At 55.7% G+C, this 23,240-nt stretch carries 25 protein-coding genes and 1 tRNA gene; 18 read left to right on the forward strand and 8 right to left on the reverse strand.

Annotation, left to right across the window (positions count from 1 at the left end):
- Nucleotides 1–44 precede the first annotated feature (44 nt).
- Together rhaS and rhaR are read left to right on the forward strand one after the other, a co-directional pair.
- Entirely contained in the window at nucleotides 45–872 is an 828-nt protein-coding gene (gene rhaS, locus GRH90_RS15850; protein ID WP_162366933.1) for an HTH-type transcriptional activator RhaS, read from the forward strand.
- Between the two features lie 104 nt (nucleotides 873–976).
- A complete protein-coding gene (gene rhaR / locus GRH90_RS15855) occupies nucleotides 977–1,873 on the forward strand; it encodes an HTH-type transcriptional activator RhaR (protein WP_162366934.1) in 897 nt (298 codons plus the stop codon).
- A gap of 322 nt (nucleotides 1,874–2,195) precedes the next feature.
- Here rhaR and GRH90_RS15860 read toward each other — a convergent pair whose 3' ends face one another.
- On the reverse strand, nucleotides 2,196–3,194 hold the full coding sequence (locus GRH90_RS15860) for a type IV pilus twitching motility protein PilT (protein WP_162366935.1): 999 nt from the start codon (nucleotides 3,192–3,194) through the stop codon (nucleotides 2,196–2,198).
- A 16-nt stretch (nucleotides 3,195–3,210) separates the two neighbouring features.
- Here GRH90_RS15860 and GRH90_RS15865 point away from each other — a divergent pair, with 16 nt between their 5' ends.
- From GRH90_RS15865 to hemW, 6 genes are all read left to right on the forward strand, one after another.
- Nucleotides 3,211–3,924 (forward strand): YggS family pyridoxal phosphate-dependent enzyme, encoded by a 714-nt coding sequence (locus GRH90_RS15865; protein ID WP_162366936.1) that lies wholly within the window; start codon nucleotides 3,211–3,213, stop codon nucleotides 3,922–3,924.
- A gap of 20 nt (nucleotides 3,925–3,944) precedes the next feature.
- On the forward strand, nucleotides 3,945–4,766 hold the full coding sequence (proC, locus tag GRH90_RS15870) for a pyrroline-5-carboxylate reductase (RefSeq protein WP_162366937.1): 822 nt from the start codon (nucleotides 3,945–3,947) through the stop codon (nucleotides 4,764–4,766).
- A 49-nt stretch (nucleotides 4,767–4,815) separates the two neighbouring features.
- Entirely contained in the window at nucleotides 4,816–5,370 is a 555-nt protein-coding gene (locus GRH90_RS15875) for a YggT family protein (RefSeq protein ID WP_162366938.1), read from the forward strand.
- Nucleotides 5,367–5,675 (forward strand): DUF167 family protein YggU, encoded by a 309-nt coding sequence (yggU, locus tag GRH90_RS15880; protein WP_376766087.1) that lies wholly within the window; start codon nucleotides 5,367–5,369, stop codon nucleotides 5,673–5,675. Before GRH90_RS15875 ends, yggU begins: the two co-directional genes overlap by 4 nt.
- Nucleotides 5,676–5,750: 75 nt before the next feature.
- On the forward strand, nucleotides 5,751–6,344 hold the full coding sequence (rdgB, locus tag GRH90_RS15885) for an RdgB/HAM1 family non-canonical purine NTP pyrophosphatase (protein WP_162366940.1): 594 nt from the start codon (nucleotides 5,751–5,753) through the stop codon (nucleotides 6,342–6,344).
- Complete coding sequence (hemW, locus tag GRH90_RS15890; RefSeq protein ID WP_162366941.1) at nucleotides 6,337–7,470, forward strand: radical SAM family heme chaperone HemW; 1,134 nt, start codon at nucleotides 6,337–6,339, stop codon at nucleotides 7,468–7,470. The genes rdgB and hemW overlap by 8 nt, the downstream gene beginning before the upstream one ends.
- Nucleotides 7,471–7,475: 5 nt before the next feature.
- Here the strand turns inward: hemW and GRH90_RS15895 are convergent, their stop codons facing one another.
- Together GRH90_RS15895 and trmB are read right to left on the reverse strand one after the other, a co-directional pair.
- Nucleotides 7,476–8,201 (reverse strand): YggN family protein, encoded by a 726-nt coding sequence (locus tag GRH90_RS15895; protein ID WP_162366942.1) that lies wholly within the window; start codon nucleotides 8,199–8,201, stop codon nucleotides 7,476–7,478.
- 28 nt (nucleotides 8,202–8,229) lie between these two features.
- On the reverse strand, nucleotides 8,230–8,949 hold the full coding sequence (gene trmB, locus GRH90_RS15900; RefSeq protein WP_162366943.1) for a tRNA (guanosine(46)-N7)-methyltransferase TrmB: 720 nt from the start codon (nucleotides 8,947–8,949) through the stop codon (nucleotides 8,230–8,232).
- Between the two features lie 170 nt (nucleotides 8,950–9,119).
- Here trmB and mutY point away from each other — a divergent pair, with 170 nt between their 5' ends.
- Genes mutY through mltC form a run of 3 tightly spaced genes read left to right on the forward strand, consistent with a single transcriptional unit; the run spans nucleotide 9,120 to nucleotide 11,620 of the window.
- Nucleotides 9,120–10,220: an A/G-specific adenine glycosylase gene (gene mutY, locus GRH90_RS15905; RefSeq protein ID WP_162366944.1), complete on the forward strand. Its 1,101-nt coding sequence runs from the start codon at nucleotides 9,120–9,122 to the stop codon at nucleotides 10,218–10,220.
- Nucleotides 10,221–10,222: 2 nt separating this feature from the next.
- Entirely contained in the window at nucleotides 10,223–10,495 is a 273-nt protein-coding gene (locus tag GRH90_RS15910) for an oxidative damage protection protein (protein ID WP_162366945.1), read from the forward strand.
- A 60-nt stretch (nucleotides 10,496–10,555) separates the two neighbouring features.
- Complete coding sequence (gene mltC, locus GRH90_RS15915; protein ID WP_162366946.1) at nucleotides 10,556–11,620, forward strand: membrane-bound lytic murein transglycosylase MltC; 1,065 nt, start codon at nucleotides 10,556–10,558, stop codon at nucleotides 11,618–11,620.
- 133 nt (nucleotides 11,621–11,753) lie between these two features.
- Here the strand turns inward: mltC and GRH90_RS15920 are convergent, their stop codons facing one another.
- Nucleotides 11,754–13,910, reverse strand: coding sequence for an ornithine decarboxylase (locus tag GRH90_RS15920; protein ID WP_162366947.1), 2,157 nt, complete (start codon nucleotides 13,908–13,910; stop codon nucleotides 11,754–11,756).
- A 642-nt stretch (nucleotides 13,911–14,552) separates the two neighbouring features.
- Between GRH90_RS15920 and GRH90_RS15925 the strand changes: the two genes are divergently transcribed.
- Nucleotides 14,553–14,628 (forward strand) — tRNA-Phe (locus GRH90_RS15925).
- Nucleotides 14,629–14,889: 261 nt separating this feature from the next.
- On the opposite strand, the gene GRH90_RS15930 is transcribed toward GRH90_RS15925, so the two are convergent.
- Together GRH90_RS15930 and GRH90_RS26280 are read right to left on the reverse strand one after the other, a co-directional pair.
- A complete protein-coding gene (locus GRH90_RS15930) occupies nucleotides 14,890–15,852 on the reverse strand; it encodes a tyrosine-type recombinase/integrase (protein WP_162366948.1) in 963 nt (320 codons plus the stop codon).
- Nucleotides 15,853–15,889: 37 nt separating this feature from the next.
- Nucleotides 15,890–17,395 carry a TraI domain-containing protein gene (locus GRH90_RS26280; RefSeq protein WP_246236089.1) on the reverse strand — a complete coding sequence of 502 codons (1,506 nt, stop codon included), beginning with the start codon at nucleotides 17,393–17,395 and terminating at the stop codon, nucleotides 15,890–15,892.
- A 193-nt stretch (nucleotides 17,396–17,588) separates the two neighbouring features.
- On the opposite strand from GRH90_RS26280, the gene GRH90_RS15940 reads away from it, so the two are divergent.
- The 6 genes from GRH90_RS15940 to GRH90_RS15965 all read left to right on the forward strand — a co-directional run bounded on the left by GRH90_RS15940 (nucleotide 17,589) and on the right by GRH90_RS15965 (nucleotide 21,962).
- A complete protein-coding gene (locus GRH90_RS15940; protein ID WP_162366949.1) occupies nucleotides 17,589–18,155 on the forward strand; it encodes a hypothetical protein in 567 nt (188 codons plus the stop codon).
- 176 nt (nucleotides 18,156–18,331) lie between these two features.
- A complete protein-coding gene (locus tag GRH90_RS15945; RefSeq protein WP_162366950.1) occupies nucleotides 18,332–19,303 on the forward strand; it encodes a hypothetical protein in 972 nt (323 codons plus the stop codon).
- A gap of 101 nt (nucleotides 19,304–19,404) precedes the next feature.
- Complete coding sequence (locus GRH90_RS15950; protein WP_376766088.1) at nucleotides 19,405–20,613, forward strand: conjugal transfer protein TraF; 1,209 nt, start codon at nucleotides 19,405–19,407, stop codon at nucleotides 20,611–20,613.
- Between the two features lie 59 nt (nucleotides 20,614–20,672).
- Nucleotides 20,673–20,906 (forward strand): hypothetical protein, encoded by a 234-nt coding sequence (locus GRH90_RS15955; RefSeq protein ID WP_162366952.1) that lies wholly within the window; start codon nucleotides 20,673–20,675, stop codon nucleotides 20,904–20,906.
- On the forward strand, nucleotides 20,903–21,493 hold the full coding sequence (locus GRH90_RS15960; protein WP_162366953.1) for an HNH endonuclease signature motif containing protein: 591 nt from the start codon (nucleotides 20,903–20,905) through the stop codon (nucleotides 21,491–21,493). Before GRH90_RS15955 ends, GRH90_RS15960 begins: the two co-directional genes overlap by 4 nt.
- Nucleotides 21,494–21,578: 85 nt before the next feature.
- Nucleotides 21,579–21,962 (forward strand): hypothetical protein, encoded by a 384-nt coding sequence (locus tag GRH90_RS15965; protein ID WP_162366954.1) that lies wholly within the window; start codon nucleotides 21,579–21,581, stop codon nucleotides 21,960–21,962.
- Nucleotides 21,963–22,016: 54 nt separating this feature from the next.
- Here the strand turns inward: GRH90_RS15965 and GRH90_RS15970 are convergent, their stop codons facing one another.
- Both GRH90_RS15970 and GRH90_RS26535 read right to left on the reverse strand, forming a co-directional pair.
- Entirely contained in the window at nucleotides 22,017–22,700 is a 684-nt protein-coding gene (locus GRH90_RS15970) for an N-6 DNA methylase (protein WP_162366955.1), read from the reverse strand.
- Between the two features lie 204 nt (nucleotides 22,701–22,904).
- Nucleotides 22,905–23,189 carry a DUF5983 family protein gene (locus tag GRH90_RS26535; protein WP_178113170.1) on the reverse strand — a complete coding sequence of 95 codons (285 nt, stop codon included), beginning with the start codon at nucleotides 23,187–23,189 and terminating at the stop codon, nucleotides 22,905–22,907.
- Nucleotides 23,190–23,240: the final 51 nt, after the last annotated feature.

Raw genomic sequence — 23,240 nt, forward strand, 5'->3', positions numbered from 1 at the left:
AAACGCCATACTATTAATCCCGGAATAACGGCGAGGTGCTGAAGATGACGCTACTTTGTGGTGATGAATTTTTTATTTCCAAAGACGCGACGGTCACCATTGAGCCCCGCGTGCCCCAGGCGGCTTTCCCCGAGCACTATCACGATTTCTGGGAAATCGTGCTGGTGGAAAAAGGCTCCGGCATCCATGTTTTCAACGATCAGCCTTATGTATTGAATAGCGGTACCGTGTGTTTTATTCGCGCGGACGATCATCATCTATTTGAAAATGTCGATGATCTGATCATGACCAATGTGCTCTATCGTTCGCCGCACGGCTTTCGCTTTTTAACCGATATCAGCCGTTTTTTGCCGACCCAAAACCTGCCGGACAGCCAGGTCAACTGGCAAATCAGCCATGCGGGCATGCAGCAGGCCAAACGCTTTATCCAGACGCTCTCCGACCTGACGAAGGACACTTCTCCCGAAGGCATTGCCGCCAGCGAAGGACAGTTTTTACAGTTATTGATTATGCTGCGCCACGGTTGTTTTCAAACCAAGGGCGAAGGGGATCGCGAGCAACGCCTGCGCGATCTGCTGCGCTGGCTACAGCATAATTTCTGCAATGACGTCGACTGGCTGGTGCTGGCCGAGCAGTTTTCGCTGCCGCTGCGCACGCTGCATCGTCAGTTAAAACAGCAGACCGGCATGACGCCCCAACGTTATCTTAACCGGCTGCGCCTGTTGGAAGCCCGCAAGCGTCTGCAGCAAAGCGACAAAACCATTACCGAGATTGCCCACGCCTGCGGCTTTAGCGACAGCAATCATTTTTCCACCCAATTCCGGCGCGAATTTTCCCATTCGCCCAAAATGCTGCGCAATGGCGAGCACTGATCGCCGGTAGCAGGCGCAAAAATATGACAACTGCCGCCAGTCTCAAACTTTTAATCTTCCGTTCGTGCCATTATTCCTCTCTTGCCCACATGCTGAGGGGGCTGATGGTGTCTAACCTGAAGCTGAGCACCACCGATTATTTCCTGACGGATAAAAACGCCATCACCGTGGCGGATCGTCATCCGCAGCCGATATTCCCCACTCATTTCCATGATTTTGACGAGTTGGTGATTGTCTGGCGCGGCAACGGACTGCACATTCTTAATGATGTGCCTTATGCCATTACCTGTGGCGATCTGTTTTATGTTAATGCGCGCGATCGCCACAGCTATGAGTCGGTGAATGAACTGGAGCTGGATAATATTTTATATAGCCGCCGGCGCCTGACCTTATCCGCGGATTGGAACGCGCTGTTGCCGGGCGAAGAGGTGGTGCAGGAAAAGCGCTACTGGCGGCTAAGCACCCCCGGCATGTCGGCTTTGCGCCACGTGGTGGACGCGCTGGCGCGGGAATGCATGAAAACCGATCCGCTGTCGATTCAGCTTAGCGAAACATTGTTCCTGCAGGTGGCATTGCTGTTGATGCGGTTCCGTCATGCACCCGACAGCCCGTTGCTTTCCGACGCCGAGCAGCTGGATTTACTGTTGATGGCGCTGCGCGTCAGCATCGATCAGCCCTTCCGGCTGGATGATTTTTGCCGGCGTCACCAGCTTAACGCCCGTAGCCTGAAGACGTTGTTCAAACAACAGACCGGCATCGGCGTTAATCAATATTTACGCCAGCTAAGGCTGTGCAAAGCCATGGATCTGCTGCGGCATGGGCAACAGACCATTGGCGAGGTGGCGTCACGCTGTGGTTTTGACGACAGTAACTATTTCTCCGTGGTGTTTAACCAATCCTTCGGCGTTTCGCCACGGGAATATCGCCAGCGGTTCCAGAAAAACCAGGAGCGGAAAAAGCCCGCTACGGCGGAAAATGCCCTTGTTCTGCCTGGCAGATAGCGGCGGCGGCGTTAAAAAAAGCAGGGTGATAAATCCAGGTTAAATGACCATACCGCGCTCCACCCTACCCGCCTTAAATTTCAGAGAGGTAGGCGCATTTGCCTGCAACAAATAGCTATCATTTTGAAGTGAAGTACCATACCGCCAGCGCAATCAGGATAAATACCCAGGTTAATTTTCTCATCTTTTTCCGTGAATTGACGTTCCTAAACGCATATTTTGGGGTATAACCTGCCATACGCGCCCTTTTTCGGCGATTTTATACTACCTCCCCGCGTTTGCAATCGTTATGCTTTTGTCGTTACGCCGGCATCACATATTTTTACTGATAGAGGTATTTGCCGGAAAGAGTGCGCCGGTAACTTTGTTCAAAGGTCTGCATGCCCTGCTCCTTGCCGGTCTGCAGCAGCCCCGGCAGCAAATGGGTTTTGCCGTCGCGGATAAGATTGCGCACTGCGGGAGTGGCGATCATCAGTTCAAACAGCCCCATGCGCCCGCCCTGCTCCCTGGCGACCAGCTTTTGCGCCATGACCCCCAGCAGGCTGCCGGCCAGTTGGCCGCGGACAAAGGCGCGCTCCTGGGGGGGAAACACATCCACCAGCCGATCCACCGCCTGGGCGGCGTGGCGGGCATGCAGCGTTGCCAGCACCAGATGGCCGGTCTCGGCGGCGCTCAGGGCCAGCCGGATGCCCGCTTCATCGCGCAATTCCCCCAGCAGGATCACATCCGGGTCCGCGCGCATGGCGGCCCGCAGCCCGGCGCTGAAATCCAGGCAGTGGTCGCCGATCTCCCGTTGCTGGATCAGGCTGCGGCCGGACGAGTGGATGTACTCGATGGGATCTTCAAGCGTGATAATATGCTCCCGGCGGTGCTGGTTAAGGTAGTCCACCATGGCCGCCAGGGAGCTTGATTTGCCGCTGCCGGTAGCGCCGGTCACCAGCAGCAGGCCCTGCGGCTGCTTCAGCAGCCCCGTAATAACCGACGGAATGCCCAGATCGGCCAGCGACGGGCTCCGTGACGGTATAAGGCGAAAAGTGGCCGACATCCCGGTGCGCTGGCGGAAAAAATGGCAGCGCAGCCGCTGGCTGCCATATAAGGTGGCCGCGCAGTCCGCCTGCCCGTCAAGCTTGAGCTGCCCGCGCCCGCGCGCATCCAGCAGTCGATCGCTACAGGCGATAACCCACGCCTCACACACCGGCGGCAGCCTGTCCAGGCAGCACAGGCCGCCGTCGACACGCAGGATTGGCACCTGGCCGGGACAAAGGTGCAGATCGGATGCATTATGCTTTACACTAAGGGCCACCAGTTCATCAATATCCATATGACCTCCTGAAACCATGAGTACTATCGAGCAGAATCTACAGCAGGTAACCGAGCGAATCTCATCGACGGCGCGTCAATGCGGCCGCGATCCGCAAGAAATCACCCTGCTCGCCGTAAGTAAAACCAAACCTGTGACGGTGATCGAAGAAGCCATCAGGGCGGGGCAAACCGCCTTTGGTGAAAATTACGTTCAGGAAGGCATAGAAAAAATCAGCTATTTTCAGCAAAAAGCGGTTACCACGCCGTTGAGCTGGCACTTTATCGGCCCACTACAGTCGAATAAAAGCCGGCTTGTGGCGGAGCATTTTGACTGGTTGCATACCCTGGATCGCCGGCAACTGGCGCAACGCCTCAACAACCAACGTCCGCAAGCGCTTGCGCCGCTCAACGTGCTGATTCAAATCAATATCAGCGGCGAAGACAGCAAGTCGGGGATTTTGCCGGCCGGCCTGGCGGAGCTGGCCGCCCAGGTCGCGGAGCTGCCCCGGCTCCGGCTGCGCGGCCTGATGGCCATTCCCGCCCCGCAGGCGGATTATCAACGGCAGTTGGCGGTGTTCCAAAAGATGGCGGCAATATTCGGGGATCTGCGCCGGCGTCATCCCGGCGTCGACACGCTGTCGTTGGGAATGACCGATGATATGCCGGCGGCGATAGTCGCCGGCAGTACCCTGGTGCGTATCGGCACCGCTATTTTCGGCGCAAGGGATTATCAGGCCCCGACGGCATAACCATTACCATGAGGAATAGCATGCAACAGCGTAAAATTACCTTTATCGGCGCGGGCAACATGGCCCAGGCCATCGTCGCCGGTTTGGTCTCCACCGGCTATCCCGCCGGTTTGATTACCGTCTGCGCCCCGTCGGAGGTTAACCGTAACGCCCTGGCCGCACGCCTGGGCGTGCACGAGAGCGCCGATAACCTGGCCGGCGCGCGCCAGGCGGATGTCGTGGTGCTGGCGGTAAAACCACAGCTGATGGCCGAGGTCTGCGGACAGCTCCGCCCGGCGGTGGATTTTTCCGGCAAACTGGTGCTTTCCATCGCCGCCGGTGTTAACGTGAGCCGGTTTTACGCCCTGCTCGGCGAGCCGTTGAATATCGTGCGCATAATGCCCAATACCCCGTCGCTGGTCGGCAAGGGCATGAGCGGTCTTTATGCGCCGGACCAGGTCGGCGGGGCGGATCGCAACTTTACCGCCGATCTGATGGGCGCGGTGGGTAAAGTCTGCTGGGTGGATCAGGAAAACGGCATTAACAGCGTGATCGCGGCGGCGGGCAGCGCGCCGGCCTATTTTTTCCTGTTTATGGAAGCCATGCAGCGGGAAGCGGTCAGGATGGGATTTGACCAGGAGACGGCGGGCCTGCTGGTAAGACAGGCCGCCGCCGGCGCCGCCGCCCTGGCCGAAGCCAATAGCGAAACGCCTTTTGCGACGCTCAGGCAAAATGTGACGTCTAAAGGGGGCACCACCGCCGCCGCATTACAGGTATTCGAACAGCATCGGCTGGCGCAGACCGTAGCCGATGCCATGCAAGCCGCGGTTGCGCGTGCTGAAGAGATGGAAAAATTATTCTGATTTTTGCCGTAATCGTGCATTTTAACGTTATTAAGGACATTACCCTCTTATGCTGACGCTGACGTTTCTGGTCAAGACGCTATTTGATTTTTATATCATGGTGCTGCTGCTGCGGATTTGGATGCAGTGGACCCGTTGCGACTTTTATAACCCGTTTTCACAATTTATTGTTAAAATCACCCAGCCGGTGATCAAACCCCTGCGTCGGGTTATTCCTTCGATGGGCCCTATCGACACGGCGTCGCTGCTGTTGGCATTTATCCTGGCCACGCTGAAATTCCCGTTGGAAATGCTGATCCAGCTTGGCGGCGTGTCGCCCGATCCCCTGTATCTGCTGGTCGGACTGCTGACGCTGGTAAAATCCGCCGGGCAGCTGATTTTCTGGGTCATTATCATCCGTTCGTTAATGAGCTGGGTCAGCCAGGGGCGCAGCCCGATGGATCAGGTGTTATACCAGCTTAGCGAACCGCTGATGGCGCCGGTGCGCCGTATCATCCCCGCCATGGGCGGCATTGATTTCTCGGCCATGGTGGTGATCCTGATCCTGTATGTATTCAACTACCTGGGCATGGACCTGTTCCCGACCCTGTGGTACCGGCTGTGATCTATGCCTGGCATGACGCGGGCGACGTGGTGCTGCGACTTTATATCCAGCCGAAAGCCAGCGGCGATCGGATAGTCGGCCCGCACGGCGACGAGATAAAGATCGCAATCACCGCGCCGCCGGTGGACGGCCAGGCAAATGAACATCTTACCCGATTCATCGCCAGGCAGTTCGGCGTGGCCAGGAGCCGGGTCACTATCGAGAAAGGCGAACTGGGCCGCCATAAGCAACTGCGGATAGCCGAGCCACAACGGCTGCCCGCGCTTATCGCGCAGCTGCTGGCGGACGACAACGCCGATGCCTGAGGCATGCCCCGGCATCGGCGGCGCGGGGTTCCCCCCCGCCTGAACCTGAAACATCCCTTATTGCGGATAGACGATATGCAAAAAGTAGTACTGGCCACCGGTAACGCCGGCAAAGTGGCCGAGCTGGCGGAACTATTGGCGGACTTCGGCCTGGACGTGGTGGCGCAAACATCCCTGGGCGTGGATTCCGCCGAGGAAACCGGCCTGACCTTTATCGAAAACGCCATTCTCAAGGCGCGCCACGCGTCCGCCGTTACCGGCTTACCGGCCATCGCCGACGACTCCGGCCTGGCGGTGGACTGCCTTGGCGGCGCGCCGGGAATTTATTCCGCCCGTTATGCGGGCGCGGGCGCGGACGATACGCAGAACCTGGTAAAACTGCTCGACGCCGTCAGGGACGTGCCGGATAACCAGCGCGGGGCCAGTTTTCACTGCGTGCTGGTCTACCTGCGCCACGCGCTTGATCCCACGCCGCTGGTCTGCCACGGCAGTTGGCGCGGCGTCATCGCCCGCGCAGCGTCGGGTACGGGCGGTTTTGGCTATGATCCGGTATTTTACCTGCCGGCCGAGGGGCGCACCGCCGCCGGGCTGAGCCGTGCGGAAAAGCAACGCGTATCCCACCGCGGCCAGGCCCTGTCGCTGCTGCTGAACGCCCTGCGCCATGCATAATTTACCGCCGCTCAGCCTGTACATCCATATTCCATGGTGCGTACAAAAATGTCCCTATTGTGATTTCAATTCCCATGCGTTGAAAGGCGACGTGCCGCACGAAGAGTACGTCGACCATCTGCTCGCGGATCTGGATCTGGACAAGGACTACACCGGCGGGCGGGAAATCGGCACTATTTTTATCGGCGGCGGCACGCCCAGCCTGCTGAGCGCGCGGGCCATGCAACAGCTGCTCGACGGCGCGCGCGCGCGGCTGCCGGTGAGCGCCACGGCTGAAATCACCATGGAAGCCAACCCCGGCACCGTCGAGGCCGATCGCTTTCGCGGCTACCAGCAGGCGGGGGTTAACCGCATCTCCATCGGGATACAAAGCTTCCAGCCGGAAAAGCTGGTGCGCCTGGGCCGCATCCACGGACCGGAGGAGGCGCGGCGCGCGGCCGGCCTGGCCGCCGGGCTGGGGTTGCGCAGCTTTAATCTCGACCTGATGCACGGCCTGCCCGATCAAACGCTGGCACAGGCCCTGGACGACCTGCGCCAGGCCATACTGCTCGAGCCGCCGCATCTTTCGTGGTATCAGCTGACCATCGAACCCAATACGCTGTTCGGCTCCAGGCCGCCGGTATTACCCGATGACGACGCGCTATGGGATATCTACCAGCAGGGCAATGAGCTGCTTGGCGCGGCGGGCTACCGGCAATATGAAACCTCGGCCTATGCCAAGCCCGGTTTCGAGTGCCGGCACAACCTGAATTACTGGCGCTTTGGCGATTACCTGGGCATCGGCTGCGGCGCCCACGGCAAATTAACCCAGCCCGGCGGGCGCGTGCTGCGCACGGTGAAAGTGCGTCATCCCCGGGGGTATATGCAAGGTAAATACCTGGATAAGCGTCATGTGGTGGAGCCGGATGATTTGCCGTTTGAGTTTTTCATGAATCGGTTCCGGTTACTGGAACCGACGCCGCGCCGCGAGTATGGCGCCTTCACCGGGCTGGATGAAAGCACGGCGCGCCGCGCGCTGGATCGCGCGCTGGCCGGTGGGTATATCACTGAAAGCCCGTCCGACTGGCAGGTGACGGAAAAAGGAAAGCTGTTCCTTAATCCGCTACTGGAACTGTTTATGGACTGAGCGCGTTATTGCGGCAGAGATTTCAGCAGTTCGCTGCGCTGCCGCTCCAGGTTGGTCACCCGTTGGCACACCTGGTCGCCGAATTGCTTGAATTCCTGCTCCTGGTTACTCCACTCAGCCTGGATCGCCTTTTGCAAATTACCCAGGTTACCCATTACCGACTGCAGCGGGCTATTGCCCGTTGCGGCGTCCACCGTCTGCTTGACGCCCATTTCGTTCAGGCTGTCCTGCACCACGCCGCCCATGCTTTGCTGCACGATGCGCTGGCCGTCCTGCTCCACCTGATCAATGGCCTGATGATGGAAAGCCAGGCCTTCGCTGCGATGCTCCAGGATGCGGTTCATCTGCTGCTTAAGCTGTTTATCAAGCGTGGTCAGCCGGTTGCGCACGTTGCTGTCGCTGCCCAACTGCTGCACGATAACCCGGTCCAGCGCCACGCGCCCCTTCTCCAGATGCGCCTGGGCGCCGTTATCAATCCAGGGCAGCTGTTGACGTATCTCCGCCTGGTAATCCACCGCCTGCCGCCGCGCGCGCGCGTCCAGGCTCACCTGCCGGCCGTTACGCACCACGTCGCCGTTACGGTCGATGGCCACATTGCCGCTGGCGCCCACCACCTGCACGGACTGCGCGGTGATGAAAATATCGTCCTGCGGTTTTACCTGGCACTGATAATCCGCCTGCGCCTGCCAGGCGGTTAACATCAAGATACCCAGAACTGCTTTGCGCAACATATTCTCTCCTGAAGATAAGTGACCTGTATCAGACACTTTTTTCGAACATTAAATCCCAAACGCCATGGCCTAATCGCTGGCCCCGCTGTTCGAACTTGGTCAACGGCCGGAATTCGGGACGCGGCACATAATCCTGCTGTGCGGACAGATTGCGGAAATGCCCCACCTCGCTCATTACCGCCAGCATATGCTCGGCGTAGGGCTGCCAATCGGTGGCCATGTGGAATATGCCGCCGGCGTTCAGCTTGCCGCGAACCAGTTCGGCAAACGGCGTCTGCACGATGCGCCGCTTATTATGACGGGCCTTATGCCACGGATCGGGGAAGAAGAGCTGTACCAGGGCCAGGCTTTCGTCCGGGATCATATGTTCCAGCACTTCAATCGCGTCGTGGCACATGACCCGCAGGTTACTGATGCCTGCGTCACGAGCGCTGAGCAAACAGGCGCCAACGCCCGGCAGATGCACTTCGATACCCAAAAAATCCTGTTCCGGATGCGCCGCCGCCATCTCCACCAATGACGCGCCCATGCCAAAACCAATCTCCAGGGTTACCGGGGCCTCGCGGCCGAACAGCGTAGCCAGCGAGACCGGCGCGGGCTGGTACTCAAGGCCCATGGCCGGCCACAGGGTATCCAGCGCCAACTGCTGGCCCTTGGTCAGCCGGCCCTGGCGGCGGACAAAACTGCGTATGCGCCGGAGCGGCCGCCCCTGGTCGTCAAATTCATGAGAGATAACGTCATTGCTCATAGTAGTTTCATTTTATACAAATTGATTGGCAATCGCGCATTATGCAAAGATAGCGTTGATTAGCAAGTAGGCGGCGCCGGAAAGTTCCTGTTTACAGTATGACAACTCTGTGCTGGAATCGCTGCCTGATATTTTGACCCTAAGACCCGCCGGAGAGTAATACCCCACAGATGAGACAAGCGCAACCGTTCGCGCAACAAGTGCTGGACTGGTACCGGCGCTTCGGGCGCAAAACCCTTCCCTGGCAGCTGGACAAGACGCCGTATAAGGTCTGGCTATCGGAAATCATGTTGCAGCAGACCCAGGTCGCCACGGTGATCCCCTATTACCAGCGCTTTATGGCCAAATTTCCCACGGTCGGATCGCTTGCGGCGGCGGCGCAGGATGAAGTGCTGCATCTGTGGACCGGGTTGGGCTATTATGCCCGCGGGCGCAACCTGCACAAGGCGGCGCAGCTTATCGCCGAACGGCACGGCGGCGAGTTCCCCACAGCCTTTGACGACGTCACCGCCCTGCCCGGCATCGGCCGTTCCACCGCCGGCGCGGTATTATCACTGGCGCTTGGCCAACATTATCCTATCCTTGATGGCAATGTGAAGCGTGTCCTGGCGCGCTATTTTGCCGTGGCCGGCTGGCCGGGCAAAAAAGAGGTCGAACAGCGGCTCTGGCGCCTCAGCGCCGAGATGACCCCCTCCGAGGGCGTCGGGCAGTTCAACCAGGCCATGATGGACCTGGGCGCGCTGGTCTGCACCCGCGCGCGGCCGAAATGCGAGCTGTGCCCGCTGCATACCGGCTGCGAGGCGTACGCCACGCACAGCTGGGCACTTTACCCCGGCAAGAAACCCCGTCAGGTCCTGCCGGAAAGAACCGCCTGGTTCGTGCTGCTGCAGTCAGGGCAGCGGATTTGGCTGGAGCAGCGCCCGGGAGTCGGCCTGTGGGGCGGATTATTCTGCTTCCCGCAGTTTGCGCAACGCGAGGAGCTGGCAAGCTGGCTGCAAAGCCGCGGCCTGGACATCAGCCGGGGTGAGCAGATGACGGCGTTTCGTCATACCTTTAGCCACTTCCACCTGGATATCGTCCCGGTGCTGCTAAATACGAACGGCACGCAGCGCTGCATGGATGAAGCCGCCGGACTCTGGTATAACTTAGCGCAGCCGCCTTCAGTGGGATTGGCCGCGCCGGTCGAACGTTTATTATTGCAGGTGGGTAAACCGCCAACCGGCAAACCGCGTCAACCGGTCATGGGTCGCCCTGGCAACCAAGAGGAATAACAATGAGCAGAACCATCTATTGTACCTTTCTGAAACGAGAGGCCGAAGGGCAGGATTTCCAGTTCTATCCCGGCGAATTGGGCAAGCGCATCTTTGACAATATTTCCAAGGAAGCCTGGGCGCAGTGGCAGACCCGGCAAACCATGCTGATTAACGAGAAAAAGCTCAGCATGATGAATGTCGCCGACCGTAAGATATTGGAACAGGAAATGATTAAGTTTCTGTTTGAAGGCCAGGACGTGCACGTCGAAGGGTATACCCCGCCAAAACCATGATTTTTTATCTGGGCCGTTACCGGCCCCCTATGCCTATCTCGTCCTGACACGGCCCGTAAGATGAAGAAAATTTTAGCTTTGCTGTTGATAGCGCCCTTGTTGTTTTCTTGTTCCAGCCATAAGGGCGAGGACAACGAAGCCTACATTAAAGACACTAATGGTTTTGATATCCTGATGGGGCAGTTCGCCAATAACATCGAGAATATTTGGGGCATAAACGAGGTCCTGATTGCCGGACCGAAGGATTACGTTAAATATACCGATCAATACCAAACCCGTAGCCATATCAACTTTGACGCCGGGACCATTACCATCGAGACCATTGCCGGCGATCCGGCGGCGCATTTGCGCCAGGCGATCATCAGCACGCTGCTGATGGGTGACAACCCCGGCTCCATCGATCTGTATTCCGACGTCAATGATATCAAGATCAGCAAGCAGCCCTTCCTGTACGGCCAGGTGGTGGACAATAACGGCGATGCCATCCGCTGGGAATGGCGCGCCGCCCACTTCGCCGACTACCTGCTGCAAACCCGGCTGCAACAGCGCACGTCCGGCCTGCGCCAGATCTGGTCGGTGACCATCCAGCTGGTGGCTAACCACCTGGATAAACGCGCCCATAAATATCTGCCGATGGTGCGTAGCGCGTCGCTGAAATACGGCGTGGACCAGTCGCTGATCCTGGCGATCATGCAAACCGAATCCAGCTTCAACCCTTATGCGGTCAGCCACTCCGACGCGCTGGGCCTGATGCAGGTGGTCCAGCACAGCGCCGGGCGGGACGTGTTCAAGATGAAGGGCAAATGGGGCCAGCCGAGCCGCAGTTACCTGTTCGATCCGGAAAATAATATCGATACGGGCACCGCTTACCTGGCGCTGCTGCAGTCCAGCTACCTGGCGGGGATCGTTAACCCGACCTCCCGGCGTTACGCGGTGATTACCGCTTATAACGGCGGCGCGGGCAGCGTATTGCGGGTATTCTCCAGCGACAAGAACCGGGCGTTCTCGGTGATCAACGATCTGGATCCGGGTGAGGTTTACGAGAAGCTGACCACCAAACACCCGTCAGCCGAGTCGCGTCGGTACCTGTACAAGGTAAGCAGTTTGCAGAAAAACTACCGCTGACGGTCTTCGCCATCGTCTCGCCGCCCTGTTAAACGGGACGGTGAGTTTGCCGGCAAGGCGTGCCGGCGGGCAATGTTGTCAGCAGCCTGACGGCCCCGCATACCGGGGCCGTTTTTGTTATTACCGGAGCGGGTTAATGACCGATAACGTGGCCGTACAGCCGTTGTACACCATCCGCTTCCCGCACCGCGTATACCCCCTGTAATTCCGGTGAAAAGCCCGGCAGCAGGTTTAACCCCTCTTCCAGCGCCAGGAAATAACGTTGCGCCGCCCCGCCCCATACTTCGCCGGGGACCACGCACAGCACGCCCGGAGGATAGGGTAGCGCGCCTTCCGCCGCGATACGGCCTTCCGCCTTGCTGACGGCAACCAGTTCCACATCGCCGCGCACAAAGGCCATATTGGCTTCCTGCGGGTTCATCGCCACCTGCGGCAGGTGATCACGGCGGAACATCTCACGCTGCAACTGCTTCACATCGAAGCTGACGTACAGGTCGTGCATCTCCTGGCACAGGCGACGCAACGTATAGCCCCGGTAACGCGCGTTATATTTCTCATAGATGCTGGGCAGCACTTCACTTACCGGCGCATCCTGCTCGATATAACGCTCGAACCGCACCAGCGCCGCCGTCAGCCGACGCATCTTTGGCTCGTCTTCCGCCGGCGTGAGCAGGAACAAAATCGAATTCAGATCGCATTTTTCCGGCACGATATTATTTTCACGCAGGTAGGTGGCGAGGATGGTGGCCGGAATGCCGAACGCCGAATAATTGCCGCTCACCCGGTCAATGCCGGGGGTAGTCAGCAGCAGCTTGCAGGGATCGACAAAGTATTGATTTTGGGTATAACCGCTAAACGCGTGCCATGGCTCCCCCGGCACGAAATTAAAGAACCGGACGTCATGGGCCATGGCGTCGGTGTCATGATCCTGCCAGCGCTTGCCGCCGACGCGATCGGGGATAAAGGGCCGGATCAGGCGGCACTGCGCCAGCATGTCCTTGCGGGTATCAATGCCCAATTTAACGCAGTCCAGCCACAGGCGTCGCCCTGCGGGCCCTTCATGCATTTTGGCATTGATTTCCAGCGCGGCGAATAACGGATAAAAGGGACTGGTGGACGCATGAAGCATAAAGGCATTATTGAAGCGTTTATGATTACAAAAGCGCTTTTGACCTTTGATATGCGCGTCTTTTTTATGGATCTGGGAGGTTTGCGAGAAGCCGGCCTGCTGTTTATGCACCGATTGGGTCACAAAAATACCCGGATCATGTTCATTCAGGTCGAGCAGCAACGGCGAGCACTGCTCCATCATTGGGATAAACTGTTCATAGCCAACCCAGGCGGAATCGAACAGGATGTAATCGCACAAATGGCCGATTTTATCCACCACCTGGCGGGCGTTATAGATCGTACCGTCATAGGTGCCGAGCTGGATGACCGCCAGGCGAAACGGCCGCTGCTGTTCGGCGCGCCAGGGGGCGATTTCCTCTACCTGGCGGCGCAGGTAGCGGTCATCAAAGCAATGGGCGTCGATACCGCCGATAAGCCCAAACGGATTGCGGGCGGTTTCAAGATAGACGGGGGTCGCACCCGCCTGGATCAATGCGCCGTGATGAACGGATTTATGGTTATTGCGATCGAAGAGCACTAAATCGCCACGGGTGAGCAACGCGTTGGTGACCACTTTATTGGCCGACGATGTGCCGTTAAGCACAAAATAGGTTTTATCGGCGTTAAATACCCTGGCGGCAAATTTTTGCGCTTCTTTGGCAGAACCTTCATGGATCAGCAGGTCGCCCAGTTTTACATCGGCATTGCACATATCGGCGCGAAACATGTTCTCACCGAAGAATTCATAAAATTGGCGGCCGGCGGGATGCTTGCGGAAAAACTGGCCGCCCTGGTGGCCCGGGCACGCAAAGGTGCTGTTGCCCATGGCGACATATTGGGTCAGGGTATCAAAAAAAGGCGGCAGCAGGTTTTGCTGGTAGCCGGCGGCGGCGGCTTCCAGTATCGGTCCATGGGGTTCGGCGCCGCTCAGGATCAGCAGTTCGGTCTGCGGCGGCAGGGTCACGTCGGCCGCTTGCGCCGGAGCGTCCACGGCGATAAACGCCGGTAACGACAGCCCGGTGTTACGCAAGACGCTGAGCAAGCCCGCCCGGGCATCGGCGACGGTCACCACCAAGGCTGCGACATCGGTAAAATCGGTATTATCCAGCAATACGATTTCCCGTTCGGTAAACAAACGATTCGCTAGGGCCGCGCTGGCTGCTATTTTTAATAATTTCATGTCACCAATCCCAAAGGTTAAGGATGAGTGTATGTGCCTGAGAGCACGCGATGGGAGAACAACAAATCATCCCGCATAAGATGTCATCACCGCTTCCGTCGGTGGATACGGTAATCTATCGGAAATACTGGTATTAACAGCAGCCGATAAGCATCAGTAAAAGCAGAGCAAACCTCTGTTTTTACGACTGCTTAACAGGGAGCCAGGAGATAACCTCACCGCATGGCGAGCAGGGGCGTACATCGGGGGTCGAGGTTGTTTGGGCAAAGATAGGATAACACCAGGCATATATGCCCGACGCTATTACGCAGCAGCATGGAATGTTTCATACCGGCGGCTCCCAAAGACCTTGCAGTAGAAATTAGAGAAATTTGCGCAATAATTGCATTTTTTCCCCTCAGGTTCAAGCAAAAATCGCGTGATAAATAAAATATAAAAATCACCCAACCTAATGATAAACATATAAATTATTTAGTTTTGTTAGATTATGACATAACTTATTATACCAATAGGGGCTTATTCCAGGGATTTATGCCTGTTGGGCGGGAATTTTCGCAAACGGACGAAATCTCGGCAACCGAACCGGTAAAAGTGATAAAGCCGTTGACGTCATGCGGCCAATACGGTTTAATGCGCCCCGTTGCCCGGATAGCTCAGTCGGTAGAGCAGGGGATTGAAAATCCCCGTGTCCTTGGTTCGATTCCGAGTCCGGGCACCATGTCTTCAGAGCCTGTTCGTTAAGAGATGAGAACTTAACGGGCATGAAAAATGGTTCCCATATTTGAAACCGAGTTGTTGTAGCCTGATACACAACTGTGGTTGAACATACGGGACTAAGAGTCCGGAGAGTGATTTGAGCACTCTTCGGACTTCTCTCGTCTTGCCGAAATGAATATTTACCGATCCAACTCCTCTATGTCAATCTTCTGTAAATAAAAATCCCCTTTTTTTGCTTTCAATCATGTGGATTTGGTTTAAGTCACACTCGCCCTGAAAATGTCTCCTCCAGCGCCACCCGCAGACTGTCTATGTTGCCTTCAACGTACTCCATGGTCACCGCCACGCTGGAATGCCCTAACAGGGTCTGCACCGCTTTAAGATTGCGGTCGGGGGATTTCATCATTTCCGTGGCGATGGTATGCCGAAACCGGTGCGGGCTGACCGTACAGCGGCATTCCACCGAGAGCCGCCGAAAGAAGGAGCGCAGCGGCGGATAGTCCATATTTTCCGTCACTTCATCCTTTCTGCCGTCAAAACGGCCGACGTGAAACAGCTGGTCCCCCTGCTCCGCTCCCCGCGCCAACGATGCGGTAATTAACCGTTCCAGCCTGGGGCGCAGGGCGGACACAATGGGCACCCGATGTTCTTTATGATTTTTTGATGCCTCGGGCCGCAGGTTTATCCATCCTTCTTCCAGGTTGACATCGCCCAGGCGGACATGCAGCAACTGATTTTGCCGCATGCCCGTATAGCGCAGCGTATCCACCACCGTCAGCCAGAACCATGAAGGGCGCAGGGCGCTGCGTAATTTTTCAATAATACCGACATTCTCCCCGCTTTCTCTCGCTTCCATGACCAGATATATTTTTTTGATTTCAGCCTCAGACAGCGTTTTTTTACGCTTAACGTCCGGTCGGGCGATAACGCCATTAAATGGATTATCTTTCTGTGACACAAAATCCTGCGACAACGCGTGGTTAAAAATGGCGCGCATATGAGCCACCTTATTATTCCAGGTTCTCGACGACAGCCCCTGCTCAGTTAACACATGCCTGCGCCAGTTCAGTACGGTTGTACGATTCACTTCCCCCGGTAGCATCGTGTCACCGGTATACCGCCTGAAAGAATTCGTCACTTTGAGATAACTCCACTCGGTGGCCGGCCGTAAAGACTTACTAAAAAAATAATCCTTAAGGATATCGTCATAATTGATTTGATTCATTTCAACTCCTATTAATATGATTAAAGGCATTAGATGTTTATTTGTTAGGTGACAGCCAAGGGCTGTCGGAGAGGTTAACCTCCTGGGTAAAAATAAGCCTCAGCGGGATCATATAGCCGGATATTTTGGTAAAACGGCCTTCCCTCTTTTCGTTCTCATAGCGTCGATAAATATAAAGACCTTTACCGTTTCGTGAATAATGGTGGTTTAACGCTTCAAAGTTTTTCTGAATATCATTCTTCCCCGTTTCAGTGCGGTGCTCTGCGGCTAAATATCGGTAAAAGCATTCCGGCGACTGAACAAAAACATACTGCACCATCACATGTAGCAAGCTGTCTGAGGCATTGACGGTCAAGCTAGCGTCGGCCACCGACGACACCAGCCATTGCCAGAACTGTTCACCCGGCGATAACGTCGCCACCGTAGGAGATGGGGGACACTGCGCGTCATCAGACGACACCATCAGCGCGGTGGTGTCGGGTGTCGACATATTTCCCTGGGAAACCCCGCCCCCTTCAATCGTCAGTTGATCCAGTATGTTCAGCAGTTCCCCAGGAGTACATCCGGTTTCCTGTGCCCTGGTAAGTTCATTTTCAGCATCGTTTGCTGGTTCATTTTGCTCAATAGCAGAGACCAGCGCCGGCGCGCTTGAAGCGATATCCGAAGCTTGAGAATGAGAATAACTCTTTGTAAACGTTGCAACAGGAGACTGAGTTGGATTTGGCAGCGCATGTTCAGGAAAAGATTTTGCCTCATTCTGAGGTATGGCGTCAGTCGTTTCCACTGGCGCCAGCGCGGGTGACGGAACAAGCTCTGGTGCCAGCAGGCCACATTTTTGACGAGCTTCATTCACGGCGGCGTGCAGTATCTTACCCGCCGGCTTATTCCCCGACAAATACACCAGCAGCATATCCACTACCGCAGGCCAACGCGCTAACCAGCGCAGACCTTCGTCAGGCAGCAGACGATAAGCAACCAGGGCAGCACGCACGGCGCCCTCCTGGTTATCCTGGCTAAACCTGAGCCGCCAGGGCGCGGAAGGGACAGCTATCCCCGGATACCAGCGGGTGCCGTCGTCATAAAAGGCCGCCATTGCATTGAGGGCACCTACATCATGCAGCAACGCGGCCCAGAAGATCGCCGTGCACCAGGCGGCGCCCTGCGCGGCCTGCTCCTCTGGCGCGGCGCCGGGCGGCAGCATCCAGCCGCGTGACAACCGCACGGCGCACAGCCCCACGTCGAGGGCTTCATCCAGCATCCCACCCTCGCGGGCATAAGGGCCGCTTTGCGCGGCTGGGAGCTGCTGCAGCCTGACGGCCAACGCCCTGACCGGCGTTAACCAGAACGCGTCAAACACCGGGCGCGAAAACGGACTGTTGTCCCACAGTTGCTGCAGCGATCGTTTGCGGCTGCCCACGGCGAGCAGGTCGTCCGCGTTTAACGGGGGATACCCACCACCGGACCCGGCACAGTTGGATATCGGCGCTGCCGGCGGCAGCCCGTCCTTGGCCAAGTTCAGTTTGCCGGCCATCCATTTTAGCATGGGTGCCTCCACCCCAATCATCAGGAAAGAGACATTACGCCATGTTGTAGCGCCTGTTCAGCAAGGGGAAACTCGCTATCCGTTTTGCCGATAAAATCCTTGATCTATTTTTCAGATCTGCATGAAGAGTTTTTACAGGCGCTCAGTTCGACGTTGTGCGTGAATGCGTTTTTCGTTAACGAGGGCCTCAGGCATGAAAAACGATACGGGCATTACGGCGCTAACCACTGTCTGCTGGGCGGCGCTATGTGCCGTTCTTGCAACGACCATCACCTCTTCTTTCTTTACCCTGCAAAGTTTACTTATCCTGAGCATTTTATTTTTGGCCCCGCTGCTGCTACGTCCAGTGTCCTGCATGATGTCGCGGTTCAGAAAGCCGGTGTTTCTGCTAATAAAAAAGCGAAATCGTTACTGGCTGCATCTTAATCCCTGGCTTAGCACCGGCCGGCCGAGCCTCAGATGCCTTAGTCTGCTCTGGCAGTCGCTGCTCGCAACGATCAGGCTGTCACTTGATGACAGCGCTCTACCTGTAGTCATGTCCTCCCATCTGTTCGGGCCAAACCGTATCGCCAGGCTACGACGCTATTTCCCCGCCAGGCACTATCTGTTTCATGTCATTAAACGGCCAGTGGGACGTACTGAGCGAGTTGGACTGCAAATCGATACCTGGTTGAGAGAATGGCGCTGGTTTACCCCTGCCGAACGTGGTGCGGTAGTCGTTATCCGCCGACGAAAAGAATTATCACCGACGGATAAATAATTAACTCTACCGCCCTTACCGACCGGTATTCACAATAACTACATAAACAGCGTCGATCTGAACGATCGAAATTGTGCGTTATACAACTGGGTCATCAATCGTTATCGTATTCACAGTGAATACAGAACATAAAATATCAGTTAAATCATCATTTTAGTCTATTTTCGAGGAAACAAATGGATCTTACCGTTACATCAGTGCTGTCGCGCCTGGCCCTTGAGCAGGACGATAAGCTCAACGCGTTACTGAGTCTCGCCGCAAAAGAAAGCAATAAATCCGGGGCTCCGCTCGCGGTAAGGTTCAAACCGGGTATTCGTGAATATGTCGCGCATGTGTCGGCAAAACTCGGCATTTCATCGTCCGAGTTTATCAATATCCTGATTGAGGGCGTTATTCGCCAAACCCTGTCGCCGTTCCAAACCCGGGCCACGCAGGTGCTTGAACGTTTCCAGTTGGTGATGGATGCCCACGGCTTAAGCGTGACCGACGTGGCCACCCTGCTGTCTCCTTGGAATATTGGTCTTAGCGTGTTGGAAAGCCGCGAGCGCACCCTGGACTATCTGACCACCGAGATCCTCACGGCGATATCGGCCTGGTTCTCCGTCAGTCTAGGCTGGCTGCGGGGAGAGGCGACTCACCAGATAGTGACGCCCTGCTCTATTACCGATTGGCATGAACTGGCGTTCGCGTTACGCGATAAAATCGCCGAAAATGCAGCCGGCTATACGCCAGAAATTATGTTATATCGCGGTGATTTGACGCCACCCGTGGATATGTTTTCAACCGACACCTGGGTAGGCGTGATCCTTATTTATTATCGGGTCATCAATGGTTTTACCCTGCGCGTCGCGCAATGTTTTGGCGAGCAATCTATTGCGGAGATACACCAACACCCTTTTCTGGATTTTATGACCTTTTGCGGATATTTATTTAAAAATGGAACGGCACACATCCGAACTCAGGCGATCGGTTCCGGCGTATTCAACCTGCTTTCTTATGGGAAAACACTGCCCATTATGGCAGTGGATAAAATAAACAGCGAACCCACAGCGCTCAATTGGCAGACGGAAGAAATACAGCCCATCCTGCTACCTGAAAAATATGCAACCGAGGAATGGCTCTCACAGATAAAAAACAACTTTGAATAATTAACTCTGTCATTCAGTAAATAAAGTTTCAATTAATGGTGCTCCAGCATCGGGGCATTCTTTTGCCTAAATAATATTAATCATGCAATAAGGAATAGATGATGAAAGCAAATTTGATTACCCGCAGTCTGTTTTCCACCGGCCTGTTGACGCTTTCCGCGTCCGCACTGGCGGCTGGCACCTGGGCCGAGGCGCGCAACGACGCCATGGGCGGAACCGGCGTGGCATCCGCCCATTATGGTTCGGCTCCCCTGGTCAACCCTGCCCTGTTAACCCAATTCGGCCCAAAAGATGACCTCAGCATCATTCTGCCGTCGGTGGGTGCTCGCGTGTCGGATCCGGACAATCTTGTCGACGGCTTTGATGACGTCAAATCAGCCTGGGACGCCTTCGACGCCCAAGCCGGCGACGGAACCGGTGCCGACAGCTCGGCCACGAACCTGAAACAAAAACTGCAGGACATTTCCGGGCACCAGGGAAAAGCCGAAGCCGCCGCCTCAGCGGCGATCGCCGTACCGAACGCCACGTTACCCTTTGCTTTTGTGGCCAAAGGATGGGGCACCGCCAATGCCAAAGCAACGGTTACCCAAAGCGACCTCGCCTATCTCGATGCCGTGGGCTCCGGCGCCATTCAACCCACCCAGGCAGATCTCGATAAGCTGACCTCGCGCGCAGAGGGTCTGGCCGCCTTGGTCACAGAATACGGTGTTTCGGTAGCGCATCAATTCGACCTGGCCGGGCATCCGGTTTCGGTGGGGGTCACGCCCAAGGTTCAACGCGTCTCGACCTATAACTACAACGTCGCCATCAACAACTTCAGCACGTCTGATTTTCGTGGCGGCGATTATGAACGCAGTGAGACCGGCGGCAATGTCGATGTGGGATTGGCCACTAACCTCTCATCCGAATGGACGGTGGGCCTGGTGGCGCAGAACCTGGTGGCGCGCAGCGTGGAAACCAAGGAAATCAATGGTATCAAGGACAGCTTTAAAGTCAGGCCCCAGGCCACCGTCGGTACAGCATGGAGCAATGGCATCGTGACGACCGCCCTGGATATTGACCTGACCCCGGCCAGCGGTTTTGCCTCGGAGGAAAAAAGCCAGTATGCCGGCATCGGCGCCGAATTGAACGCCTGGTCATGGGCCCAACTGCGTGCCGGCTATCGTGCCGATATGCGCAATAGCGACAACAATGCCTTCACCGCCGGTATCGGCCTGTCACCGTTCGATGTGGTTCATCTCGACCTTACCGGCCTGGTTGGCAGTGGCCGCACCTACGGTGTCGTCGCACAGCTGACCTACACCTTTTAAATAATGCCCCCGCATGAAGATCCTGCGGGGAATATCACTTCACTGTAGAGAGGGCTTATATGAAAAACAGCCTGTCAGACTTAAACAATCACCTGTTCGCACAGCTTGAACGCCTGTCGGAAGAATCGCTGGCAGGCGAAAAACTTAAAGAGGAAATTTGTCGGACCAAGGCCGTCACGGCGGTATCGAAGGAAATCATCGCGAACGCGCGTCTGGTATTGGATGCGCAGGAAGCGATGGGCGGAATCAAACCGGAGGATAAACCGGACGTGCTCAGAGTTGGCAACAAATGAAACGCCCGGCCCAGGTCTACACGGCTGAGCAAAAGCTTTGGCTCAAATGGCATTCCGCATTACCGCGCGCCGAGCTGGCTAGGATGTTCAACGAACACTTTGGCACCGATATCACGGCAGAAATGATCAAACGCGCGTGCCTGCGTTTCGGTCTCAAGACCGGGCGCACCGGGTGTTTTGAAAAGGGGCACGTTCGCGATCCGGGCTCGGGCGCGCAGAAGGGTACACATAATGCCGGCACCTTCAAAAAAGGCCAACGGCCGGCGAACTGGAAGCCTGTTGGTACCGAAATCACTGATGTAGACGGCTACATCCAGGTAAAGACCGCTGAGCCAAATACCTGGGCGTTCAAGCATCATCTCGTATGGGAAGCAGCTAATGGCCCCCGGCCGCGCGGAATGGTCGTGCGGTTCATCGACGGCAATAAGCAGAATGTCTTCCCCGATAACTTGATACTCATCACCAAGGCCGAACACATGCACCTGACGCGGCGCCAGTACAACACCACGCCGGAATCGCTAAAACCCGTAACGTTGACCGCACTACGCCTGGAAGCGGCGATTTTTAAAAGGCTGAGGGATATCTGAGGGACGACAGGACAACAACTAATGGGCGAGTGCATGCAATTAATAATTTGAACAATCAACCTTATTATGTCTAAAGGAACTTAAAATGTTAAATTTTCGATTATCTCTATTAGAGAGTATTTTTGGTTTGTATATGCTTCTTTTTTTATTTATATTTTTGTTTGGTTTTTATGAAAATGAATTAGATAAATCATTTATGAAAAAGGCAACAATCACTGTTGTCAGTAAAGAAGATTTGGGTAAGGTCGTTTCAGCCAAGACCTATGATGGCTTTTTTGAATCCACGCGCACTGAAATCATGACAGAAAAAGCTGGATTTACCGTGGGAAAACTTATCACACCCGCAGCCGGCAATATGGAATTACGTCATAGTAAAGCGACCTTGGGAACCGAGACGATAAATCTCGATGAAATATGCCAAGGCACAACATGTTTCAAATATAAAAATTTGATGCTATCTTCCCGTTAATTTTTCCACCTCAGCAAATCGATAAAAAAGCCTCCGCACAGCGGAGGCAGTAAATTATACTGATGTTTGAAGAGAACTTTTAAAACGCATTGGCCAGTTCTCAAGCCAATGCACCGGCGTATACATTATGCGTCGACGTTCTCCGCTTAACGCATTCCCGGTGACCACTTCCCCGGCAATCCCCATAAGGGAAAGCTGGATATAGGCCATCCCGGAGGCCACCGAATCGATATCCGTACAGGACACCCAGAGACATCTGGCGGGGTTAAAGCCTTTGTCCTTAATCACTTCAGCAATAGCCAGGAGCATGCCGGCAGAACCACAGGCTGGCTCGTAAACGGTAATATACGGCTTTTCCTCAAGCAATTTCTCGACGTCAGCCATCTGTATTTCTGCCATCATTCTTGAAACGGACATCGGGGTAAAAAATTGGCCGCGCCCTGCGTCGCCGAGTTCTAGCTGCATAAAAAGTGAACCCAGAAAATCGCCGCCTTCGTTTTCAAGCCCCATAACGACCTCAGCCAACAGTTGCGCCATGCGATCGGCATCTGTTGCCTCATAGTGGCGGATGGTCTCCCTGTATTCCTGCTCAAGCATCTCATCGAAACGAATACCGTTATGAATCGATGCTGCCGCCAGGGTAATAAAATCACGAAAAACCCGCAGCCGATGATGGTAGCGGGCGGTTTCATTAAACAATGAAATAAATCGATTTTTGTAGTTGACCAATATGGCCATAACGCATCTCCATAGGGGAAATACGCCCTGAAGGGGGTATTCCCCCTTTCAGGCTGGTTTAATGACGGGACAACGTCCCGGTATGTGGCAGATGAAAGACAACTGCCGATGATGATTTTCCCCTCACGATGACAAAGGGAAAATCACCCGGGGATACATTTCCCCCGGGGGTGGTTTACGTTTCAGTCTCGCAGAATGGAATAGTTACCAGTCATGGATCTCAAACCCGCTTAACACCTCGCCACAGCAGTCGAAGTGCACCAGTGAGACGCCGAACCGCGTCATCAGCACCGAGATCACCCTGCGTGCCGAACGGGATAATCCTCGGCGCTTAAGTACCAGCAGCGGGTAGCTAAAGGCGCTTAAACGGATCAGATAACCGGTGCCGGTGAAGTGTATCCATTCGGCGTCGCCCCACTCGCACCGTTGGTGACTCAACCAGTGCAACAACTCGCCGTCAAGTTCAGTCAGGTGAGCCGTACTGCACACGACATACCGATAAATCTCTTCCGGTTGAATGTCACATTTTGCCACGGGATA

It is taken from the genome of Acerihabitans arboris (assembly GCF_010131535.1).
Taxonomy (GTDB): Bacteria; Pseudomonadota; Gammaproteobacteria; order Enterobacterales; family Enterobacteriaceae; genus Acerihabitans; species Acerihabitans arboris.

What these genes read in the sequence shown, in the direction of transcription:
- GRH90_RS15945 (WP_162366950.1), top strand. Translation starts at nt 18,332, where the DNA reads ATGGATCTTACCGTTACATCAGTGCTGTCGCGCCTGGCCCTTGAGCAG.
- GRH90_RS15960 (WP_162366953.1), top strand. Translation starts at nt 20,903, where the DNA reads ATGAAACGCCCGGCCCAGGTCTACACGGCTGAGCAAAAGCTTTGGCTC.
- GRH90_RS15955 (WP_162366952.1), top strand. Translation starts at nt 20,673, where the DNA reads ATGAAAAACAGCCTGTCAGACTTAAACAATCACCTGTTCGCACAGCTT.
- rhaR (WP_162366934.1), top strand. Translation starts at nt 977, where the DNA reads ATGGTGTCTAACCTGAAGCTGAGCACCACCGATTATTTCCTGACGGAT.
- mutY (WP_162366944.1), top strand. Translation starts at nt 9,120, where the DNA reads ATGAGACAAGCGCAACCGTTCGCGCAACAAGTGCTGGACTGGTACCGG.
- proC (WP_162366937.1), top strand. Translation starts at nt 3,945, where the DNA reads ATGCAACAGCGTAAAATTACCTTTATCGGCGCGGGCAACATGGCCCAG.
- GRH90_RS15920 (WP_162366947.1), bottom strand. Translation starts at nt 13,910, where the DNA reads ATGAAATTATTAAAAATAGCAGCCAGCGCGGCCCTAGCGAATCGTTTG.
- rdgB (WP_162366940.1), top strand. Translation starts at nt 5,751, where the DNA reads ATGCAAAAAGTAGTACTGGCCACCGGTAACGCCGGCAAAGTGGCCGAG.
- GRH90_RS15875 (WP_162366938.1), top strand. Translation starts at nt 4,816, where the DNA reads ATGCTGACGCTGACGTTTCTGGTCAAGACGCTATTTGATTTTTATATC.
- hemW (WP_162366941.1), top strand. Translation starts at nt 6,337, where the DNA reads ATGCATAATTTACCGCCGCTCAGCCTGTACATCCATATTCCATGGTGC.
- rhaS (WP_162366933.1), top strand. Translation starts at nt 45, where the DNA reads ATGACGCTACTTTGTGGTGATGAATTTTTTATTTCCAAAGACGCGACG.
- GRH90_RS15970 (WP_162366955.1), bottom strand. Translation starts at nt 22,700, where the DNA reads ATGGCCATATTGGTCAACTACAAAAATCGATTTATTTCATTGTTTAAT.
- GRH90_RS15910 (WP_162366945.1), top strand. Translation starts at nt 10,223, where the DNA reads ATGAGCAGAACCATCTATTGTACCTTTCTGAAACGAGAGGCCGAAGGG.
- GRH90_RS26280 (WP_246236089.1), bottom strand. Translation starts at nt 17,395, where the DNA reads ATGCTAAAATGGATGGCCGGCAAACTGAACTTGGCCAAGGACGGGCTG.
- GRH90_RS15950 (WP_376766088.1), top strand. Translation starts at nt 19,405, where the DNA reads ATGAAAGCAAATTTGATTACCCGCAGTCTGTTTTCCACCGGCCTGTTG.
- GRH90_RS15865 (WP_162366936.1), top strand. Translation starts at nt 3,211, where the DNA reads ATGAGTACTATCGAGCAGAATCTACAGCAGGTAACCGAGCGAATCTCA.
- trmB (WP_162366943.1), bottom strand. Translation starts at nt 8,949, where the DNA reads ATGAGCAATGACGTTATCTCTCATGAATTTGACGACCAGGGGCGGCCG.
- GRH90_RS15965 (WP_162366954.1), top strand. Translation starts at nt 21,579, where the DNA reads ATGTTAAATTTTCGATTATCTCTATTAGAGAGTATTTTTGGTTTGTAT.
- mltC (WP_162366946.1), top strand. Translation starts at nt 10,556, where the DNA reads ATGAAGAAAATTTTAGCTTTGCTGTTGATAGCGCCCTTGTTGTTTTCT.
- GRH90_RS15940 (WP_162366949.1), top strand. Translation starts at nt 17,589, where the DNA reads ATGAAAAACGATACGGGCATTACGGCGCTAACCACTGTCTGCTGGGCG.
- GRH90_RS15895 (WP_162366942.1), bottom strand. Translation starts at nt 8,201, where the DNA reads ATGTTGCGCAAAGCAGTTCTGGGTATCTTGATGTTAACCGCCTGGCAG.
- GRH90_RS15930 (WP_162366948.1), bottom strand. Translation starts at nt 15,852, where the DNA reads ATGAATCAAATCAATTATGACGATATCCTTAAGGATTATTTTTTTAGT.
- GRH90_RS15860 (WP_162366935.1), bottom strand. Translation starts at nt 3,194, where the DNA reads ATGGATATTGATGAACTGGTGGCCCTTAGTGTAAAGCATAATGCATCC.